This is a genomic window from Amycolatopsis sp. NPDC098790 (assembly GCF_044759945.1).
Taxonomy (GTDB): Bacteria; Actinomycetota; Actinomycetes; order Mycobacteriales; family Pseudonocardiaceae; genus Amycolatopsis.
The window spans coordinates 1,535,077-1,554,832 of the sequence record NZ_JBIWAI010000001.1 but is presented as its reverse complement, the minus strand read 5'-3'; the positions used below and the strand labels follow the sequence as shown (position 1 = coordinate 1,554,832).

Below are 19,756 nucleotides of genomic sequence, written 5' to 3'. Positions count from 1 at the left end.
TCCGATCCGCCGTGATGCCCGGAGGCACCCCGTGACGCTCAGCGAGCTTCTTCCCAGCCTCGGCTGCGAAGCCGCCGACCACCTCGAGCCAGGAGTCTGGCCGCGAAGCACCCGACTCGGCGAAGACGGCGAACTCCTCTTCGCCGGCGCGAAGGTCAGTCACCTCGCCGCCCGGTTCGGGACGCCGTCCTACCTCCTCGACGAGCAGCAGGTCCGCGACACCGCCCGCGAGTACCGCGAAGCGCTGCCGGACGTCGAAGTCGCGTACGCGAGCAAGGCGCTGTGTACGCGGTCCGTACTGCGTTGGGTTGCCGAAGAGGGGCTGTCGCTCGACACCTGCTCCGCGGGCGAGATCGCTGTCGCACGCGCTGTCGGCTTCCCCGCCGAGCGCATGTTGCTGCACGGCAACGCGAAAACGCCCGAAGACCTGAAAGCCGCTCTCGCGTACGGCGTCCGGCGGATCGTCGTCGACTCGCTCGACGAAATCGAGCAGCTCGGCGCCCTAGCGCACGGCCCGCAGCAGGTGATGATCCGCGTGACGCCCGGGGTCGCGGCCGGGGCCCATCAAGCGATCAGCACCGGCACCGAAGGCCAGAAGTTCGGCTTCTCCCTCCTCGACGGCGTACCCGACAACGTCGACGCCGCAACCGAAGCCATCAAGGCGCAACCCGGGTTGCGGCTCGTCGGCCTGCACTGCCACATCGGCTCGCAGGTGACCAGGATCGACCGGTACGAGGCCGCCGCGCGGCGGATGGCCGCGGTCCTCGTCCGGCTGCGCGACACCCACGGCGTCACGCTGCGGGAACTCGACCTCGGCGGCGGGCACGCCGTGCCGTACGTCGGCGGCGAACCCGCGTTCGACCTCGGCGGCTACTCGCGACGGCTGCGCGTCGCCCTCGCCTACGAGTGCGCGGCGCACGGCTTCCCGATGCCGCGCCTGACCATCGAGCCGGGCCGGGCGATCGTCGGCCCGGCCGGGATCACCGTGTACCGCGTGTGCGCGGTCAAACGCGGCAGCCGCACGTTCGTCGCGGTCGACGGCGGCATGAGCGACAACGCGCGCCCGTCGCTCTACGGCGCCCGCTACACAACGCGCCTGGTCGGGCGCCGCTCCAAGGAAAAGCGCGTGCCGATGACCGTCGTCGGCAGGCACTGCGAAGCCGGCGACGTCCTCGCCGACGGCATCAGCCTGCCCGGCGACCTGCACGCCGGCGACCTCCTGGCCGTGCCGTGCACCGGCGCGTACCACCACTCGCTGGCGTCGAATTACAACCAGGTCGGCCGGCCGCCGCTGGTCGGCGTCAAGGACGGCGTCGCGACGCTGCTCGTGCGCCGCGAAACCGAGGAGGACCTCAGCCGTCGCGACCTCGGTTAGCCGCCGCCAACCCGGCGAGCAGCACGCCGAGCGCGTACCGGAAGTCGTCCTCGACCGTCGAGCCGGCACGTTCCCGCAGTCCCCGCGCCATCAGCGGGAACGGGAACGAGTCCGACGCGATCAGCGCGGCCTCCTCGGCGGGCGACGGCCGCGTCTGGGCTTCAACGGCCCGGCCCAGCACGAAGTGCACGAGCACCCCGGCCGCGCGGGTGGCCTCGCCGATCGGGAAGCCCGCGTCGTGCAGCACCCCGACCGCGCGCTCGGCGAACTCGCCGAGCGCGCGGGCCACGGTGAGGTCCGCACCCAGCGCGACGCGAGCGCCGTCGCGGTGCGCGAGCAACGCCGTGTGCAGCGCGAAGCCCGCGTCTTCGAGCCACTCGAGCCACGGCCCCGACGACGGCAACCCGACGACGACCGGCGCGACGATCGCGTCCGTCATGTGATCCAGCAGCGCGCGCTTGCTGCGGAAGTGCCAGTACAACGCGGGTGCCTTGACGCCCAGCTCGGTCGCCAGCCGCCGGACGGTCAGCTTGTCCAGCCCCTCGGCTTCGAGCAGGCGAAGCGCGACGCGCACCGCGCCGTCGACGTCCAGCGACATGCTCCTCCTTGACGCTTTAACTTGTTAAGGACATCCTAGCCCTTAACAAGTTAAGGAGGAACCGTGGATGTCGATGTGATCGTCGTGGGCGCGGGCCCGGTGGGCCTGCTCCTCGCGGCCGAACTCAAGCTGGCCGGCGCCGAACCGCTGGTCCTGGAGCGACTGGAAGCACCCTCCGAGGAGCCGAAGGCACGCGGCCTGGGCGCGCTGGCGACCGAAGCACTTTGGCGACGCGGTCTCGGCGGCCAGCTCGCCGAAGCCGACGTCGAAGGTACGAAGGACCTCGCCCGCGACCACGGCACCACCCGCGGCCACTTCGCGAGCATCTTCAAGATCGAGCCACGGGAGGACCGCCCCCGGACCAACATCTGGCAGCCGGAGCTGGAACGCGTCCTCGCGAAGCACGCCGAAGGTATCCGGGTACTGCGCGGCCACGACGTCACCGCGCTGGAGTCCGATGTGGACGGCGTCACCGTGACCGCCGGGAAGACGTGGCGCGCAAGGTACGTCGTCGGCTGCGACGGCGGCCGCAGCACCGTCCGAAAGCTGGCCGGCTTCGCCTTCCCCGGCACGCCGGCGCTGCTGCGCACGGTCGCCGGGCAGGCGCGCTTCTCCGGCGACGTCCCGCCGGCCGGGCGGTACGCCGGGGGCGCCTTCCTGCACGGCGGCAGCATGGTCGGGCTCACCGAGCCCGCGTCGAACCCGGAGCCCTTCACTCCAGCGGACTTCGCCGCGAGCATCCGGCGGATCACCGGCGCGGACGTCGTCGTCGAGGAGTTCCGCGAGGAACGGCGGTTCGGCGACCAGGCCCGCCAGGCCGCCGACTACCGCCGCGGCCGCGTCTTCCTCGCCGGTGACGCGGCGCACGTCCACTCGCCCAGCGGCGGCCAGGGCCTCAACCTCGGCTTGCTCGACGCGGTCAACCTGGGCTGGAAGCTCGGCGCGGTCCTCCGCGGCGACAAGCCCGAAGCGTTCCTCGACACGTACACGCGCGAAAGGCACCCGGCGGGCGAAGCGGTGCTACGCAACACACGCGCCCAATCAGCACTGCTGGCACCCGGCCCGCACGTCGACGCGCTGCGCGAGATCGTCGCGGAGCTGATGGACCTGCCCGAAGCGAACAAGTACTTCGCGGACCTCCTGTCCGGCGTCAACACCCGCTACGACTTCCCTTATCCCGCCGGAAAGCCGGTCGGCGAGCACTGCCCGGACTTCGAAATCGTCGATGATCAGGGCGCCACAACCCGGCTGCACGAGCACACCCGCACCGGCCGCGGCCTCCTGCTGACGACGGAGCCCGTGACCGAACCGCGGGTCGACGTCGTCCGCGTGACGAACACCGGCCCGCTGCTCCTCCGTCCCGACGGCGTCATCGCGTGGGCGGGCGAAGGCCCACTGGCGACAGCGCTCGACACCTGGTTCTAGACCGGCTCGATGACGTCGCCGCCGCGCCGCACCACCCCGCGCGGCAGGCGGCGGCCGGCGAAGAAGTCCCGGCACGCGCGGTGCACGGCGAACATCAGCGGCACGCCGAGCACGATCGACACCACGCCGATCACCGCGACCCCACCGATGCCGAACACCGTCGTCTCGCCCGCGTCCGGCTTCGCGTACTCGACGAGCGCGAACACCAGCACGGCCAGGAAGAACACGCCGCCGACGAACGGCAACAGCCCGCGCAGCACGAAGTTGCGCGCGCTCGCCAAGAGCGTCCGGCGGAACACCCAGACGCAGGCCAGCGCCGTCATCGTGTACTCGATCGCGATGGTCAGCCCGACCGCGTCGACCGAGTCCGACAGCACGTTGTCGCTGACCAGCACCAGGAGGACGTACACGGCCAGCGACACGAGCCCGAACGCCCAGGTGGCCACCGACGGCGTCCGGAACTTCGGGTGCACCCGCCCGAAAACGCGGGGCAGCGCGCCGTGGCTGGCCATCGACAACGTCGTGCGCGCCGCGGGCATGATCGTCGCCTGGCTGGTGGCCGCGCCGCTGGTGAGCACCGAGACGATCAGCAGCACGCCCAGCACCTTGCCCGTCGCGCCGTCGCCGAACACCGCGCCGCCGAGGCCGGCGAGGACGTCGTCGGAGTTGGCCTCGTTGCCCAGGCCGATCCCCTCGGTGCCGACGCCGGCGAAGGCGAGCGCGGCGACCGTGACGAGCAGGTAGTTCAGCACCAGCAACACCGTCGAGAGCACGGCGGCGCGGCCCGGCGCGTGGCGCGGATCGGCGGACTCTTCGTTGACCGACAGCGAGCTTTCCCAGCCCCAGTAGATGAACACGGCCAGCAGCACCGCCGAGACCGCCGTGCCGACGCCGACCCCACCCGGCCACAGCCAGTCCAGACGCGGCACCTGCGCCTGCGGCCCGGCCGTGCCTTCGAAGACGCGGACGAGCGCGACGACCGAGAAGAGCACCAGGACAGCGAGTTCGACGCCGAGCAGGATCCACTGCGCCCGCGCGGACACCTCGATGCCGCGGTAGCAGAGCCAGCACAGCGCCAGCAGCCACGCGGCACCGATCGCCGTCGTGACCCACCGGTTGCCCGCCGCGTCCGACGCGCCGAACAGCAGCAGCGTGTACCGGCCGGTCAACGCGGACTGGCTGCTCATCACCAGCAGCTGGGCGACCGTGACGACCCAGCCGGTGAACCACCCCGCGTGCGCGCCGAACGCGCGCGTGGCCCACGTGAAGTTGGTGCCGCAGTCGGGTTCCGCGGTGTTCAGCTCGCGGAACGCGAACGCGACGAACAACACAGGCACGAACGACAGCAGCACGAACGCGGCCGCCTTGAAGCCGGTGCCCGCCAGCACGATCAGGCCGAGCGTGGCCGCGATCGAGTACGCCGGCGCGGTCGACGACATCCCGATGACCATCGACGACACCATGCCCAGCGCGCCGCCGCGCAGTCCCTTTTCCGGGACGGCGGGGGCGAGTGCCACGGTCATTGCGTTGGTCCTCCTGGGGTTGCGGGAGACGGCGGAGCCGCCAGACGGTACCCGCCGCGGCCCGGCGAGCGGGTCGAGCTGTGCGCGGGCTTACAAAACCGCCTCGGAATGACTCGTGAGTTTCCCCCTCAGCCACCGAATCCTCGGCAAATCACGATCCTGGCGCCGGATCACGTGAAGCTGCCGCAGGGGTCTCGCTTTCTGGTCAGGTCTCGATACGCTGCGCACTTGACAAATCACATGCCGAAACACAGGGAGGGACGGCATGGGTGACGATTCACGTGCGCGCGGACTGGACAACACGGACAGATCGCTCATCGCCCTGCTGCAGCAGGACGGCCGCGCGTCGTTCACCGCGCTCGCGAAGGCGGTGGGGCTTTCGGAGGGAGCCGTCCGCCAGCGCGTGCAGCGGCTGCTGCGCGACGACCTCATGCAGATCGTGGCGGTGACCGACCCGGTCAACGTCGATCTGACCCGCCAGGCGATGGTCGGGATCAGCGTCGACGGCGCTGATCCGCGCGAGGTGGCGGACAAGCTGTCCGAGCTCGCGCACGTGCACTACGTCGTGCTCTGCGCCGGGCGCTACGACCTGCTGGCCGAACTCGTCTGCCGGGACGACGACCACATGCTCGAAGTGCTCGGCGAGGAGATTCGCAAGATCGACGGCGTGTCCGGGACCGAGCTGTTCGTCTACCTCAAGCTGGCCAAGCAGAACTACGCCTGGGGCCGGCTCACGGCGTAGCTTCGGCCAGCCCCGACAACACCGCCGGCAGCGGATCCCGGTGCAGCACACCGAGGCGCTGCGTGGCGCGGGTGAGCGCGACGTACAGCTCGGCCGCGCCACGCGCGCCTCCGGCCAGGATCCGCTCCGGTTCGACGACGAGGACGGCGTCGAACTCCAGGCCCTTGGCCGCCGACGGCGGGACCGCGCCGGGCACGTCCGGCGGGCCGATGACGACGCTGGTGCCTTCGCGCCCGGCCTCGGCGCGGGCGAATTCGTCGACGGCGTCCTGCAGTTCGCCGTCGACGATTCGCCGTGCCCACGGCCGGATCCCGCACGCGCGCACCGATTCCGGCGGCCGCGCTTCCGGCGCGAACTCCGCGAGGAGCGCGCCGGCGACGGTCATGATCTCCGCCGGCGTCCGGTAGTTGACCGTCAGCTCCCGGTACACCCACCGGTCGGCGACGTACCGCTCGAGCATCGACGCCCACGACGTCGCCCCGGCCGGGCTGCGGCGTTGCGCGAGGTCGCCGACGATCGTGAACGACCGGCTCGGGCACCGCCGCACCAGCACCCGCCAGTCCATTTCGGACAGTTCCTGCGCTTCGTCGACGACGACGTGCCCGTACGTCCAGTCGCGGTCGGCGGCCGCGCGTTCGGCCAGGTCACGTGTGTCGCGCTCGACGAACCGGCCGGCCAGGTCTTCGGCGTACAGCAGGTCGGTGGCGACCAGGCCGAGGTCTTCGTCCAGCTCCTCGCGGTCGAGCTTGATCAGGTCCATGACGCCTTCGGCGTACTCGGCGTCCTCCTCCGCCCGCCGACGGGCCGCCGCGCGTTCGGCGGCGTGGTCGTGCCCGAGCAGATCGACCAGCTCGTCGAGCAACGGCACGTCCGAGACCGTCCACGCCGCGCCGTCCGCGCGGAACAACGCCGGGTCGGCGCCCGCGGCCTCGAGCCGGCGCGGTGACATGTACAGCGGCGCCAGCAGCGTCTCCGGTGTCAGCTCCGGCCACAGCGCGTCGATCGCGGCGCCGAGGTCTTCGTGCCCGGCCAGCTCGTCGACGACGTCGGCGCGCAGTTCGGCCCACGCCCCACGGTCTTCGCTGGTCAGCCAGCCTTCGCCGATCCGCTTGACGGCCTGCTCGGCGAGCGTCCCCACGACGTGCTCGCGGAAGACCGCGCGGGCCTCGTTGTGCGGCAGCCCGGATCGGCGCGCCTCGAGCCGGGCCTCGTCCGCGACGGCGGCGTCGAGGTCGACGGTGACGTCGGCCAGCTCGACCGGCACCGGTTCGTCGGGCACCCGCTGCCGGTCGGCGACCGCCGCCTTCAGCACGTCGAGGATGTCGAGCGATCCTTTGAGCCGCGCCGCTTCCGGCGTGTCCTCGGCGGTCACGCGCAGGCCCGGGACGAGGTCGCCGGTGGTCAGGAAGACGACGTCGGACTCGCCGAGCGACGGCAGCACGCGGCCGATGTGGTCCAGGAACAGCGGGCTCGGCCCGACCACCAGCACACCGCTGCGCGACATCCGCTCGCGCCGGGTGTAGAGCAAGTAGGCGACGCGGTGCAGCGCGACGGCCGTCTTTCCCGTGCCCGGCCCGCCTTCGACGACTAGCACCCCCGGGTGGCCGAGCCGGATGATCTCGTCCTGCTCGGCCTGGATCGTCGCAACGATGTCCCGCATGCCCTCGCCGCGCGGCGCGTCGACGGCGGCCAGCAACGCCGCGTCCCCGCGCTCGTCGTCCCCCGGCCGGCCGAGCACCTCATCGGTGAAATCGACGACTTTCCGCCCCAGCGTGTGGAACTGGCGACGGCGGCGCGTGTTTTCCGGCGTCGCCGCGGTGGCGACGTAGAACGGGCGTGCCGCGGGCGCCCGCCAATCCAGCAGAAGGGGCTCGTAGTCGTTTTCGCCGTCGAAGAGACCGATCCGGCCGATGTAGCTGGTTTCGCCCGAAAGGGCGTCCAACCGGCCGAAGCAGAGCCCGTTGTCGGCGACGTTCAGCCGGACCGTCTCCCGGGCCCGGATGCGCACGTCCGCGTCCCGCTCCACCAGCGTGGTCCCGGGTTCCCCGAGTGCGCAGCGGTAGCGGGCGCTCGCCTCGTCACGTTCACGGTCGAGGCGCGCGTACAGCCCGTCGACGTACGCGCGCTCGTCCCGCAATTCCTCGTCGTACCCCTGATTTGACAATTTCCCCTCACAGCGGTTAGACTGATGGAACATTCGACGGATCTTCCTCTTCAATTCGGAAGGCACGTCGATTTTTTATTGTCCACCCGCTGTCAAGGGCCTCAGCCCAGCATGAATTCACGCGGGTTCGCGAGCCCGACCGCCGGCGTGGCCGGGTTCCGCACCACCGGGCAGCCGTCGACGTAGACGATCGTGCGCCCCGCCCACTGCAGCTCGCCGCCATCCGAAAGGGACAGTGTGGCCGCCGACTCCTTCGGGTCGTCGCCGGTCTTGCCCGCGGCCGCGCCGCTGCCCTCGCGGGCGGACAGGCCGCACCAGCCGTCTTTGAAGTTCGCCGCCAGCCGGAAGAACGCTTCGACGGTGTAGCCGCGCTCGAACGTCAGCTTGTTGATCGGCGCTTGTCGACCGTGCGCAGGTACGCGCCCCGGCTCGGGTCGCGGCCGAACACCGGATGAACAGCGGTACTGTGCGCGCATGCGGGTCTTCCGGCTCATCCAGCCCGTCGACGACATCGAGGTCGCGGTCGCCTTCTACGCCGCCGTCCTCGGCGATCCCGGCGAGCGGATCGCGGTCAACCGGCACTACTTCACCTGCGGCGGCGTGGTCCTCGCCTGCGTCGAGGCGCCGCTCGAACACCGGGAACCGCGGCCGCGCAAGGATCCGCGGATCGTCTACCTCGCGGTCGACGACGTCGAGGCGACGTTCGAGCGGGTGCGCGGCGCCGGGCCGCGCTGGCTCGACGACGCCATCGAGACGCAGTTCTGGGGCGAACGGTCCTTCTACGCCGACGACCCCTTCGGCAACCCGCTCTGCTTCGTCCAGGAGGACACGCTCTACTTGGGCGGTCCCGTCGGCTGATCGTCCTCGGTGGGGTTGAGCCGCAGCGGCATGGCGAACCAGAGGATGCCGAAGATCAGCACGCACAGCACCCCCATGACGATCATCGCGATCTCGCCGTAGACGACCTTGGCGATGAGCGCGACGGTCGACGTGATCGCCAGGGCCAGGCAGACCAGGCCGACCAGGACGAGGCGGTTGCCGACCGTCAGGATCCGTTCCCGGCTCCCGGTGCGGAACAGCAGGCGGTGCCACGCGGCGGGCGCGGTCAGGAGGGCCGTCGCGGCCACCGCGAGCGCCACCGCGGACAGGTGCAGCGACTTCTCGAACCCGCTGGCGTCGTGGAAGCGGTCGGTGAACACGACCGAAAGCAGGAAGCCGAAGAGGATCTGCACGCCGGCCTGTGCGACGCGCAGCTCCTGCAGCAGCTCGCCGACGTTGCGCGTCAGCTGCTCGTTGCGGGTCTCGCCGGTGTGTTCGGCCACGGAAAAACGATACGTGGACTCCCCGTCGTCCACCCGCTGGGAAACGAAGGTTGCTTTCCGCTCAGGAACGGGGACTTTCGGTGGCCGCCAGCAGGCGCTGCCCGAGCACGCGGACGGCCTCCCGGACCTCGGGGCACCGCACGATCCGGAACGGCGCCGGGCTCCGGGCGAGCTGCTCGGCGTACCACGCGGGGTTGCTGGTGCTGCCGGTCAGCCGGGTCGTGCGATCGTCGACGCGCTCGAGCCTCCCGACCGCGCGCGGAAGGCACCGGCCCACGCGGTCGAGCGGCGCGTCGATGAGGACTTCGACGTCGTACTCCCAGCCGGCCGCGAGGTGCTCCTCGACCGTCGCGACGGGGTCGAGGTCCTCCGGCGGCTCGAAGGTGTCGTCGCCGAGCTCGACGGCGCGGACGCGGTCGATCCGGTACGCGCGTCGCGCGCCCTTCGGGTGGGTGCGGCAGAGCAGGTACCACCGGCCGTGGCGGACGACGACCGCCCACGGATCCACCTCGCCGTCGGACTCCCGGCCCGCCTCCGAGCGGTAGCCGAGCCGGACCCGCCGGCGGTCGGCGCAGGCGTGCACGAGGGCCGCCGTGGTGCCGGGGTCGGGCCGCGCGGCGGCGGTGTCCGGTGCGGCCGCGGCGGTCCGCCGGACGGCCTCGGCCTGCGCCGCGACCGGCTCCGGCAGGGCCTGCACGATCTTGCCGAGCGCGCCGCCGACCAGCGTCGCGGAGTCGCCGGCGTCGTGGTGGCCGTCGAGCACCGCCATGACCAGCCCGAGCGCCTCCGCCGGGCTGAACGTCAACGGCGGCAGCCGCAGGCCGCGCCCGACCCGGTAACCGCCGTACGGCCCGCGGGTGGCGACCACCGGGATGCCGGCCTCGCGCAAGATGTCGACGTACCTCCGGGCGGCGCGTTCGGACACGCCGAGCTTGCCGGCCAGCCGGTCGGCGGTGATGCCCGGCGTGGCCTGCAGCAGCTCCAGCGTGCGCAACGCCCGCGCCGTCGGGCTCGTCTCGTCCGCCACGGTGCCTTCTCGATTCCGGAAGTGGATCGTCCGGAACCGATCCTAGGCTGCGCGGCCATGACCGACTCCCACCCGACGCTCGTGGTCGACGGCGACGAGCTCCCGACCACGGTCGCGGCCGGCACGATGACGCCCGGCGGCCTGCCCGGCAGCTTCACCTGGCCCGACGGGCGGACCCCGAACCTCCGGCGGATCATCGCGGACATGATCGAGGAGTACGCGCCCGCATGACGGCCGACGTCACCGTCGTCCCCGCCAACGAGGCGTCCTGGGACGACCTCGTCGCGATCTTCGGCACCGCCGACTACCCCGGCCGCTGCCAGTGCCAGCGGTTCAAGGTCGCCGGCTGGATCTGGCGCGACTCCACGCAGGAGCAGCGGACCGCCATGCTGCGGAGCCAGACGGGCTGCGGTGACCGGGACGCCGCCACGAGCGGGCTCGTCGCGTACGTCGGCGGCGAACCGGCCGGCTGGGTCGCCGTGGCACCGCGGACCGCCTACCCCAAGCTGCGCGGCTCGCGCGTCCCGTGGTCCGGCCGTGCCGAGGACAAGGACGACGACGGCGTCTGGGCCGTGACGTGCTTCGCCGTCCGCAAGGGCTACCGCGGCCGCGGCCTCACCTACCCGCTGGCCGAGGCCACCATCGGCTTCGCCCGTGAACGCGGTGCGCGCGCGCTCGAGGCGTACCCGATGATCACCCAGCCGGGCAAGGAGATCACGTGGGGCGAACTGCACGTCGGCGCCCGTCAGGTGTTCGCCGACGCCGGGTTCACCGAAGTCAGCCACCCCACACCGCGACGCGTGGTCATGCGTATTCAGTTGTCTACAGTGGACTGATACTCACCACCCCCAGGTGCGGGCGGGCACCACGCGGATGCGGACGGAGTACTCGGCGTCGAAGCCATCGGGTGTCTCGAACCCGATGGCGGCGTACGCCGGCCGCGAGGTTCGGTTCGGTCATCGGTCGTTCCCCCTGGTCGTCGGGCTGTGACCCAGGTAACCACAGGGGACCGACAATTCTCCCGCCTCAGCGCGAGGCGACCCGCCGCGCGTACCGCGTCCCGGCCACGAGCAGCACCAGTCCCGCGCCGAGGAAAGCGCCGACGCGCGCGAGGCCGTCCAGCGTCGCCAGGTCGAACAGCACCAGCTTGAGCACGGCCGCGCCGACCAGGACCAGCCCGATCACGCGCAGCGCGACGACGTCGATGCCGCGCAGCAGGAGGACGAGCGCCGCGATCGTCCAGGACACCGTGATCAGCGCGTGGCCGAGCAGGAAACCGGTGCGCCCGGGAACGGCCAGCAGCGACGCGCACAGCACGACCCCGGCGGCGCCGTACAGCGCGGAAACCCCGGCCACGAGCCAGATCGGCAGGTCGTCGTTCGGCCCGCGGAAGACCGCCAGCCGCAGCGCCGCCCACGGCAGCGCGACCGAAACCGCGAGGAGCAGCGCGGCGACCGCGAGCGCGCCGGCGACGTCACCGACGGGCCGGCTCCGGTACACCATCAGCAAAACCGGGGTGACGTCGAAGAACACGCCGATCACGCCACCGATCGTGGCGAAGCCGAGCGCGGCGCCGAGGGCGACCTTGTTGCGCCCGCCCAGCGCGGCCACGACGAGCAGCAGCGCCTCGCCGAGCAGCACCGCGGCGCGAGCCGGGCCGTCGAACTGCGTGACGGTCGCCTGCAGGATCGCCAGCAGCCCGGCGAGCCCGGCCAGCTGCCCGGCGAGGCCCGGCCACCAGCGGCGCGCCGCCCACACGGCCAGGAGGACGACCCCGGCACCCGCCGCGACGGGCACCGCCTGGACCTTCGGCAGCAGCACGGCCGCGACCAGCGTCGGCAGGATCGCCATCGCGAGCAGGGAAAGCGCGGCAGGGTCGTTTTCGCGGCGGCGCAAGACGATCAGCGCGAGCGTCACGCCGATGAGTCCCGCGCCGAGCGCCGCGCCGGTGTTCGCCCAGCTGCTGTGCACCACGGCGGTGCTGATGACGGAGGCGAGCAGCGGCGGCACACCGGCGGCGAGCGTCAGGGACGACCAGTCGCGGCGCAGCTGCGCCGGCACCGTCGCGAGCTGGACCATCAGCAGGAAGGCGACGAGCTCGGGTGTGAACCCGCGGGTGATCATCGGCGCGCAGACCGCGCAGCCGAGCACGACGACGGCGGCCAGCAGCGGCGATTCCCAGCGCACGGCCACGAACAGGCCGCCGGCGGCGACCGCGAGGCCCACGGCGAGCCCGGCGAGGACCGGCAGGAAGTCGTACAGCGTCGTCGCGGCGACGACGTCGAGGTAGAGCGTCGCGATGCCGGTCCAGGCGAGGGCGAACGCCCCGGTGCGGCCGGCGGGCTTGCGGTGCAGCCAGACACCGGCGCCCGTCAGCGCGAGCCCGAAGGCGGCCCCGACGAGCACGCGCGGCAGCGGCCCGAGCCAGCCCCGCTGGACGGCCAGCACGAGCAGCAGGACGACGCCGAGCAGCGTTACGCCACCGCCGACCCAGGCCAGCACGCGGCTGCCGGCGCCTTCCTTGCCGAGCTTTTCGCCCAGCGTCGGCCGCGGCGTGGGCGGGAGGTAGGGCGACGGCGGCGGGGCGTAGCGCTGCTGGGGCGGCTGCCAGGGGTTCTGCGGCCAGGGCGCCTGTTGCGGAGGCGGCTGCGGCCAAGGCTGGGGCTGGGGCTGGGGCTGGGGCTGGGGCGGCACGGCCTGCTTCGGCGGCACGGCTTGCTTCGGCGGCTCAGCCTGCTTCGGCGGCTCGGCCTGCGGTTCGGCCGGCTGCGGCTGCTCGGCCCGCACGGAACGGAGTTCGGAGCCCACCACGGCGAGACGACGCCCCAAGTCGTCGATCTCGCCGGCGAGCCGGAGGAGCACATCTGCCTCGGTGGTCATACCGGACAGAATCGCCCACACCGGCCCACCAGCGGATCCGTAGCACTACTCAACCGCGCTGAGTACCCGGTCCATGGTCGTCATGATGGAAACGGTTTCGCCGAGCGGCATGAGCGGGCTCTCGGTCTCGCCCGCCGCCAGCCGCCGCGCGACCTCGTCGGCTTGGTGCCGCAGGCCACGGCCCTCGTCGACGTACTCGTGGCGGACCCGCTCGCCTTCGCGCGGGACGAGCGTGAACGACGCGGGAGCGTAGAACGGGCCGTCGACCTCGATGCGCGCGTCCGTCCCGACGATGACCGCGGTGGTCGGCGAAACGGCGCTCAACGTGCAGTTCAGCACGGCCTGCGCACCGCTCGGGTAGCCGAACAGCATCGACATCTGCGCGTCGACGCCGGTGAAGGCGGGGGTCGCCATGGCGGCGACGCGCTCGGGCGTGCCGAGGACCATCGACGCGAACGACACGGGGTAGATCCCCAGGTCGAGCAGGGCGCCACCGCCGAGTTCGGGCGCGAAGAGCCGGAAGGCGGGGTCTTCGGCGAACCACTGCCCGTGGTCGGCGGCGACGGTGACGACGTCGCCGAGGCTCGGCAGCAGCTCGCGGATGCGCCGGACGTGCGGCAGGAAGCGCGTCCACATGGCTTCCATGAGGAACAGGTCGCGTTCCTTCGCCAGTGCGACGAGGTCCCGCGCCTCTTCGGCGTTCATGGTGAACGGCTTTTCGACCAGCACGGGCTTGCCGGCTTCGAGGGCGAGCCGCGCGTTGCCGTGGTGGAGGGGATGCGGAGTGGCGACGTAGACGACGTCGACGTCCGGATCGTTCGCGAGGGCTTCGTAGCTGCTGTGGCGGGTCGGAACGCCGCGCGCGTCGCCGAACCGCTCGGCGCTCCCGGCCGTGCGCGAGCCGACGGCCGCGACGACCCCGGAGTCCGTCAGCTTCAGGTCTTCCGCGAAGGCGCCGGCGATGCCGCCGGTCCCCATGATTCCCCAGCGGAGGGGCTTGTCGGTCATGCCGGAACCCTATGTCGGCAAAAGCACGGTGGATCGCCGCCGCGCGGTCGGGCACGGTGGAGGTTCCCGAGCCGAGCGGAGGCTTCGCCGTGCCCCGTCGCCGTGTGCCCGAACGCGCCACGCCCGCCGGCGCCGGACGTGTCTTCCTGCCGGTGATGCTGGTCATCTTCGGCCTGGGCACGCTGGTGCTCATGATCGCGGAGATCCGGCTGCTGACGAGCGACCCCGATCCCACGCCGTGGCTCGTGCTGTCGGCGTTCGCGACGGCGATCCAGCTGGTCGCGGTCGTCGCGCTCGCCTTCAAGCGCCGGTGGGGCGCCCAGGTGCTCGCGGCGGCGTTCGTGGCGAGCATCCTGCTGGACTTCGCATCGGTGACCGGGCTGACCACCGGAGCGGTCCTGATCAAGATCATCGTGGCCGGCGTCCTGGCGACGGCGGTGCTGGTCCGCTGGGACGACCTCGTCGCTTGACCGCCCCTGGTCGACGCACCGTGCGACTACGCGAAGATCGTGCGCTTGAACGACACGGAGAGAACTCTGGGCTGCTCAGCACTGCCGGCACGTTCCTTCGTCACCTCGGCGATGCTGAGCTGGGGGTCGCTCGCCAGCAGCGCGAGTTCGCTGCTCGGCGACACGTTCTCGTGGAACCGGCCGTCCACGATCCACCCGATGTGGGACTCGGTGCCGAACGCCTCGGAAGAGATGTAGACACGGCCGTCGGGGTACAGCACGACTCGGTCGCCGTCCGCGTAGTAACTCCCGGCCGCGTGCGGGTGGTATTCGCCGGAGGCGAGCATTCCCCGGTATTCGGCATCGGTCACGAAAAGCGGGGGTAGCGGATCCTCAACCCGCCACGCGGATCGCTCAGACCTTCCAGCATCCGGCGGGCTTCGAGCCACCGTTCGGCCGGTACGACGAGGTCCGGGTTCTGGAGTGCGTTGCCCATGTTCGACATCAGATGCAGGTTCAGCAGCCCCACCCCGAGCCGGCGGCAAAGCTCGATCAGGTGACGCAGGTGGTCGACGTTGTGCCGCATCACGGTGTGCGTGACCTCGACCCACCATCCCGCTTCGACCAGTTCGCTGATGTTCGCACACGTGCGTTCGAAGCGGCGACGCCCGCGAACGGCGTCGTGCGTGGCGGCGTCGTGCCCGTCCAGGCTGACCGCCACGAGCAGATCGTCCGGACGGAACCGGCTCCGATCGAAGTTGAAGAAGCCGGTCAGGTTGGTCGTCACCCGCAGTTCGTCGATCGCGAGCGCGACCAACCCGGCGAGGATCTCGTTGATCCGCTCGTGCAGCAACGGCTCCCCGCCGAGCACGGTCACCCGTCGCAGCCGAGGAAAACTCGCGGCGAACGCGACCACGTCCGCCGCGTCGTAGCTCTCCGCGGCGTTCAGCAGTTCTGTTCCCACGTAGCAGTGGCGGCACCGCAGGTTGCACGCCGAGGTCACGTAGAGCACCAGATCGCGCGGACGCAGCCCGAGGCGGCACAGGGACCGGGCAGCATCGGCCGAGAGGGTCCTGCTCATGACCACATCGCCTATCGGTTGGCCACCTGAGCATCGAAACCGACCGGGTCAGCCTGGGAAATCGTCCGGTCGATGTCCGCCAGGTAGTTCATGAAGGGATGGTACCCGCCGTCCAGCTTCCATTCCAGCACCAGCGCTTCGTTCCGGAAGCTCGGCGTGTTCGGGATGGGAAGCAGAACAATCCGATCATCGGAGATCACCGCATCGTAGTTCGAATGCGGGACCGTGACGTAGACAAGCCTTTGGGCATCGATGGCCGCTTGCAGGGCCGCCTGCTGTCCATCCCGGCGAGCCGGATCGAATACGAACCGATCGAAGAAGTGCTTCGTCTGGGCAACAACGACCGAGTCCCGCCTCGAGACGATTTTGACCGTGCCGCCGCCGAGCAGAATTCTGGTCATCGCCTGCCCCAGTTCGTGGGACTGCTCGCTGCTCTTGCCGAACCACGACTTGTTCGTCCCGCCGACCAGATAGAACCTGCGCTTCGCAGTCAGACAGAGATCGTTCCAGAACCTCGGGACGTCAGGCATCGCGAATTTCGTGGTGTAGCTGACCGGCGTGAAATTCGCGTGTTCCGGCAGCGCCTCACCCGCGTTGCGGGTTTGGCCCGGGTCAGTGCCGCCCCGCGCAGGCCTGGCTTCGACACCCCATCGGACGAGTGCGCGAAATATCATGGTGAGATCTCGTTCGAGCGGTTCCTTCCGGTAACTGCTCTCCCAGGTCCAGTTCGGATCGCGCAATCTGGCGACCTCGACCCGCCGGTCCCGGGCGGGAACACCGGCCCAATTGTCCAGCGCGAACAGCATCTCGGCGGCCGTACGATCGTTTTTGACCAGTTGCCCGGTGACCACGCCCTCGAAGAGCTCGATGAAGGAACGCGCCTTGGCGTTCGGTGTCGAATCCCTTCCGGCCAGCCGATGCACGACAGGGAGATCGATCAACGGAGAATTCTCCAGGTCCGCCGCGTACAGTCCCGGACCGATCAGTGCCCTCAGGGCCGCGACATAGGTCTTGTCGTCCGGAGACTGCATTGCCGGGTTCATGGTTCGTGCACACCTTCACTGATCGACAACTCGGCAGTCCTCGACGTTTTTCCGACGGTTCCGGCCGTGATCCGGCGGCCGGGCCACAACTCGGCGGATCCGGACGGATCTCGGCGTTCACCCGTGGCCGCCTTGGCACCAGACTGAACGGGTCCCGAACCGAGATGGAGTGATCGCCATGCCGCCCCCTTTGCCGTCCGATGCCGGGAATGCGTTCCACGACCACTCCGGCGCGCCCGGCGGAAGCACCTCGAGGTTGTGGCCGGATGCTACACCGGCGTGTCACGCCGCGTGGTCGAGCTTTGCCTCTTGCACGCGATTCGGTGACCAGCCGTGATGAACCTTCAGGGAACGAATTCACGTTTGACGCCGGTACCGCGGCAACGGCGCTCCCCGGGGCCGATGCACCACTCGATCCTGGTGGTGGACATGGCGGGCTACGGCAAGCTGAACAATCGCGGTCAGCTCCGGGCCCGAGCGATCCTGAACGAATCGATGAACGCTGCCATCCGAACGATCGGGCTGACCCGAGCGAGCCCGGCCGTTCACCACCGCGGCGACGGCGTGCTCATGGTGATCCCGCCGACCGTCTCGAAGGCGGACCTGCTCGACCTCCTGCTTCCACGACTCGCCAGAACGATCCACGCAGCGAACGCGGATCCCGCCGGCGACCGGATCCGTCTCCGCGTCGCCGTCCACGCGGGCGAGCTGATCCAGGACGCCACGGGCTGGTTCGGCACTGATCTCAACCTGGCTTGCCGCCTGGTCGACGCGGAGGCCGCGTATGCGCGGCTGCGGGCGTCAACCGAGCCGGACGTCGTCCTCATCGTGTCGGACGTGATCTACCAAGGCGTGATCCGCCACGGTTACTACGGCCTCGATCCCGCCGACTACCAGCGGGTCCGGGTGTGCGCCAAGGAGGTCGACGCGATCGCGTGGCTGCGGACCTGGCCGACGGCCCGGATGACCCCTGCCACCGGGCGACCGGAGTAAGCCGCCGAAATCCCCCTGACCTGGCCCGGTCGCCAGTGACCGACACCACAGGCGACAATGGAGGACGTGACCGCCACCCTGAGCAAGCCCGCCCTGAAGATCGGCCCCTACCAGGTCGATCCGCCAGTCGTGCTCGCCCCGATGGCCGGCATCACCAACGTCGCCTTCCGCCAGCTGTGCGCCGAGTACGGCGCCGGCATCTACGTGTGCGAAATGATCACCGCGCGGGCCGTTGTCGAACGCCACCCCGGCACCATGCACATGATGACCTTCGGGGCGAACGAAAAGCCCCGGTCGATGCAGCTCTACGGCGTCGACCCCAAGACCATGGCCGAAGCCGTCCGGATCATCGTCGGCGAAGGCCTGGCCGACCACGTGGATAGCAACTGGGGATGCCCTGTCGCTAAAGTCACGCGCAAGGGCGGCGGGGCAGCGCTTCCGTACAAGCGGAAGCTGTTCGCCGACATCATCTCCGCCTGCGTGAAAGCCGCCGAACCAGCAGGCGTCCCGTTCACCGCGAAGTTCCGCATAGGCATCGACGACGACCACCGCACCTACCTCGACGCCGGCCGCATCGCCGAAGCCGAAGGCGCCGCCGCCGTCAGCCTCCACGCCCGCACTGCCGCCCAGCGCTACTCCGGCCAAGCCGACTGGACCAAGATCGCCGCCCTCAAGGAAGCCGTCACCAGCATCCCCGTCCTCGGCAACGGCGACATCTTCTCTGCCGACGACGCCCTGCGCATGGTCGCCGAAACCGGCTGCGACGGCGTCGTCGTCGGCCGCGGCTGCCTCGGCCGCCCCTGGCTGTTCGGCGAGCTCGAAGCCGCCTTCGCCGGACGCCCGCTGCCGACGCCACCCAACCTCGGCGAGGTGGCGGGGGTGCTGCGCCAGCACGCCGAGCTGCTCATCTCCCACGACGGCGAGACCAAGGCCCTGCGCGACCTGCGCAAGCACATGGCCTGGTACTTTATGAACTTCCCGGTTGGCTCCGAACTTCGCCGCGGCTTCGCGATGGTGTCCAGCCTGACCGAGCTCGACGACCTCATCGGCCGCCTCGACCACGACGCGCCCTTCCCCGACAACGCCGACGGCCCCCGCGGGCGCCAGGGTTCACCGGGCAAGGTCACGCTGCCACACGGCTGGCTGGACGATCCGGACGACGACTGCGTCCCCGAAGCGGAAGACATGCACTCGGGCGGCTGACCCCCAACCCACCTCGTCAGTCGATGCTGCGAAGTACCCAGCAACTGTAAGTTACGGCCAGCATGATAAGGCTGGCTGATCTTCGACGAAAGCTCGCATAGTTTCATTCCTAGAAGTCAGCGATCGTCGCTGTGCCGCCACGGAACGTCCGGGAACCAACGATTCTCCTCTGCGGTAACCGCAAGAGGCGACCTGGCCTGGGCCGCCTTCTGTGACAACCGCTGCGCGGCTGCCTGCACTACAGCAGGCGGCCACTCGTGTGGAGCAGCCAGCACCCGCCCCGCCTTGGCATCAGTCAGACCGGCCAAAGCCACACCCTCTAGATCAAGCTGTCTCACACCATGGATTCCGTCGATTTTGATCGAAATGGATTCGGCTGAGTTCTCCGCCGATGCCGGCGCCAAAAGCCCGTCGCGCAGGAGCGCAGGAAGCTCCTGCTGGATGATTTTCGCCAGTTGCTCGCGGGTTGAGTCGTGAGTGATCACGCTTAGCAAAGTGGCGGTGCGCCCGCGGACAGAGACCTTTCCCAACCGAAGTTCGTCGCGAAGTGAAAGACGGCGACCACCCCGGCTGAGGTGTCGGGTAAATCCCATCTTGATCGCCGCGAACTGGTGAGGCGCCAGGGAATCGAGCACCCGGTCCAGATCCGCTGCTGTTGCGACGACAGCGGTGTGCTTGGCGAAGGCGAGTAGTGCATAGGCCCATGAGCGAGCCTGGAGGCTCCTGGGATCCTCTGGCGCGTTGGTCCTCCACCAGTCCAGATCAGCTCGACGCTCATACGCATGCCGCGCCCATGCGGCCTGGTGTCGCCACGGTGCGTTCGTCGAATTGTCTAGGTTCGTGGTCACGATGTCCACTGTGTCGGGGAGGTGGAAGACGGCCTGCCGCAGCAGCCAGCTGTCACCCCAGATTGACTGATTTCG

At 70.3% G+C, this 19,756-nt stretch carries 20 protein-coding genes and 1 pseudogene; 9 read left to right on the top strand and 12 right to left on the bottom strand.

What is annotated here, in order from left to right:
• Positions 1-31: 31 nt before the first annotated feature.
• Positions 32-1,375 carry a diaminopimelate decarboxylase gene (lysA, locus tag ACIQWX_RS07770; protein WP_400867063.1) on the top strand — a complete coding sequence of 448 codons (1,344 nt, stop codon included), beginning with the start codon at positions 32-34 and terminating at the stop codon, positions 1,373-1,375.
• Here the strand turns inward: lysA and ACIQWX_RS07765 are convergent.
• On the bottom strand, positions 1,353-1,973 hold the full coding sequence (locus ACIQWX_RS07765; protein ID WP_400867061.1) for a TetR/AcrR family transcriptional regulator C-terminal domain-containing protein: 621 nt from the start codon (positions 1,971-1,973) through the stop codon (positions 1,353-1,355). The genes lysA and ACIQWX_RS07765 overlap by 23 nt on opposite strands.
• Positions 1,974-2,036: 63 nt before the next feature.
• Here ACIQWX_RS07765 and ACIQWX_RS07760 point away from each other — a divergent pair, with 63 nt between their 5' ends.
• On the top strand, positions 2,037-3,398 hold the full coding sequence (locus ACIQWX_RS07760) for an FAD-dependent monooxygenase (RefSeq protein WP_400867059.1): 1,362 nt from the start codon (positions 2,037-2,039) through the stop codon (positions 3,396-3,398).
• Here ACIQWX_RS07760 and ACIQWX_RS07755 read toward each other — a convergent pair.
• Positions 3,395-4,921: an APC family permease gene (locus ACIQWX_RS07755; RefSeq protein WP_400867057.1), complete on the bottom strand. Its 1,527-nt coding sequence runs from the start codon at positions 4,919-4,921 to the stop codon at positions 3,395-3,397. The genes ACIQWX_RS07760 and ACIQWX_RS07755 overlap by 4 nt on opposite strands.
• 265 nt (positions 4,922-5,186) lie before the next feature.
• On the opposite strand from ACIQWX_RS07755, the gene ACIQWX_RS07750 reads away from it, so the two are divergent.
• Positions 5,187-5,663, top strand: coding sequence for an Lrp/AsnC family transcriptional regulator (locus ACIQWX_RS07750; RefSeq protein ID WP_086677247.1), 477 nt, complete (start codon positions 5,187-5,189; stop codon positions 5,661-5,663).
• Here ACIQWX_RS07750 and helR read toward each other — a convergent pair.
• Together helR and ACIQWX_RS07740 are read right to left on the bottom strand one after the other, a co-directional pair.
• A complete protein-coding gene (gene helR / locus ACIQWX_RS07745) occupies positions 5,653-7,827 on the bottom strand; it encodes an RNA polymerase recycling motor ATPase HelR (RefSeq protein WP_400867054.1) in 2,175 nt (724 codons plus the stop codon). The two genes, ACIQWX_RS07750 and helR, sit on opposite strands and share 11 nt — an antisense overlap.
• Positions 7,828-7,949: 122 nt before the next feature.
• Positions 7,950-8,269 (bottom strand): annotated as a pseudogene (locus tag ACIQWX_RS07740) (Tat pathway signal sequence domain protein); the annotation flags it as partial.
• Positions 8,270-8,301: 32 nt separating this feature from the next.
• Here ACIQWX_RS07740 and ACIQWX_RS07735 point away from each other — a divergent pair.
• Positions 8,302-8,685: a VOC family protein gene (locus ACIQWX_RS07735; protein WP_400867052.1), complete on the top strand. Its 384-nt coding sequence runs from the start codon at positions 8,302-8,304 to the stop codon at positions 8,683-8,685.
• Here ACIQWX_RS07735 and ACIQWX_RS07730 read toward each other — a convergent pair.
• Positions 8,661-9,149: a DUF6328 family protein gene (locus ACIQWX_RS07730; protein ID WP_400867050.1), complete on the bottom strand. Its 489-nt coding sequence runs from the start codon at positions 9,147-9,149 to the stop codon at positions 8,661-8,663. The genes ACIQWX_RS07735 and ACIQWX_RS07730 overlap by 25 nt on opposite strands.
• 61 nt (positions 9,150-9,210) lie before the next feature.
• Positions 9,211-10,176, bottom strand: coding sequence for a helix-turn-helix transcriptional regulator (locus ACIQWX_RS07725; RefSeq protein ID WP_400867048.1), 966 nt, complete (start codon positions 10,174-10,176; stop codon positions 9,211-9,213).
• A 57-nt stretch (positions 10,177-10,233) separates the two neighbouring features.
• Between ACIQWX_RS07725 and ACIQWX_RS07720 the strand changes: the two genes are divergently transcribed.
• Together ACIQWX_RS07720 and ACIQWX_RS07715 are read left to right on the top strand one after the other, a co-directional pair.
• Positions 10,234-10,407 (top strand): hypothetical protein, encoded by a 174-nt coding sequence (locus tag ACIQWX_RS07720; protein WP_400867046.1) that lies wholly within the window; start codon positions 10,234-10,236, stop codon positions 10,405-10,407.
• The gene (locus tag ACIQWX_RS07715) at positions 10,404-11,012 is read left to right on the top strand and encodes a GNAT family N-acetyltransferase (protein ID WP_400867044.1); all 609 of its coding nucleotides are present in this window, start codon (positions 10,404-10,406) and stop codon (positions 11,010-11,012) included. The genes ACIQWX_RS07720 and ACIQWX_RS07715 overlap by 4 nt, the downstream gene beginning before the upstream one ends.
• A 190-nt stretch (positions 11,013-11,202) precedes the next feature.
• Here the strand turns inward: ACIQWX_RS07715 and ACIQWX_RS07710 are convergent, their stop codons facing one another.
• Both ACIQWX_RS07710 and ACIQWX_RS07705 read right to left on the bottom strand, forming a co-directional pair.
• Positions 11,203-13,056 carry a DUF2339 domain-containing protein gene (locus tag ACIQWX_RS07710; protein ID WP_400867042.1) on the bottom strand — a complete coding sequence of 618 codons (1,854 nt, stop codon included), beginning with the start codon at positions 13,054-13,056 and terminating at the stop codon, positions 11,203-11,205.
• Between the two features lie 45 nt (positions 13,057-13,101).
• Complete coding sequence (locus tag ACIQWX_RS07705) at positions 13,102-14,064, bottom strand: Gfo/Idh/MocA family protein (protein WP_400867041.1); 963 nt, start codon at positions 14,062-14,064, stop codon at positions 13,102-13,104.
• 89 nt (positions 14,065-14,153) lie between these two features.
• Between ACIQWX_RS07705 and ACIQWX_RS07700 the strand changes: the two genes are divergently transcribed.
• Positions 14,154-14,534: a hypothetical protein gene (locus ACIQWX_RS07700; RefSeq protein WP_400867039.1), complete on the top strand. Its 381-nt coding sequence runs from the start codon at positions 14,154-14,156 to the stop codon at positions 14,532-14,534.
• Positions 14,535-14,560: 26 nt separating this feature from the next.
• Here ACIQWX_RS07700 and ACIQWX_RS07695 read toward each other — a convergent pair whose 3' ends face one another.
• From ACIQWX_RS07695 to ACIQWX_RS07685, 3 genes are read right to left on the bottom strand one after another with little or no spacing between them, the layout of a single operon-like run.
• Complete coding sequence (locus ACIQWX_RS07695; RefSeq protein ID WP_400867038.1) at positions 14,561-14,884, bottom strand: hypothetical protein; 324 nt, start codon at positions 14,882-14,884, stop codon at positions 14,561-14,563.
• Positions 14,881-15,594, bottom strand: a complete 714-nt coding sequence (locus ACIQWX_RS07690; RefSeq protein WP_400867037.1) for a radical SAM protein — start codon at positions 15,592-15,594, stop codon at positions 14,881-14,883. The genes ACIQWX_RS07695 and ACIQWX_RS07690 overlap by 4 nt, the downstream gene beginning before the upstream one ends.
• Positions 15,595-15,605: 11 nt before the next feature.
• Positions 15,606-16,637, bottom strand: coding sequence for a hypothetical protein (locus ACIQWX_RS07685; protein WP_400867035.1), 1,032 nt, complete (start codon positions 16,635-16,637; stop codon positions 15,606-15,608).
• A 429-nt stretch (positions 16,638-17,066) separates the two neighbouring features.
• On the opposite strand from ACIQWX_RS07685, the gene ACIQWX_RS07680 reads away from it, so the two are divergent.
• Positions 17,067-17,630 (top strand): hypothetical protein, encoded by a 564-nt coding sequence (locus tag ACIQWX_RS07680; protein WP_400867033.1) that lies wholly within the window; start codon positions 17,067-17,069, stop codon positions 17,628-17,630.
• Positions 17,631-17,687: 57 nt separating this feature from the next.
• Positions 17,688-18,833: a tRNA dihydrouridine synthase DusB gene (gene dusB / locus ACIQWX_RS07675; RefSeq protein ID WP_400867030.1), complete on the top strand. Its 1,146-nt coding sequence runs from the start codon at positions 17,688-17,690 to the stop codon at positions 18,831-18,833.
• 116 nt (positions 18,834-18,949) lie between these two features.
• Here dusB and ACIQWX_RS07670 read toward each other — a convergent pair whose 3' ends face one another.
• On the bottom strand, positions 18,950-19,681 hold the full coding sequence (locus ACIQWX_RS07670) for a hypothetical protein (protein WP_400867027.1): 732 nt from the start codon (positions 19,679-19,681) through the stop codon (positions 18,950-18,952).
• Between the last annotated feature and the right edge of the window lie 75 nt (positions 19,682-19,756).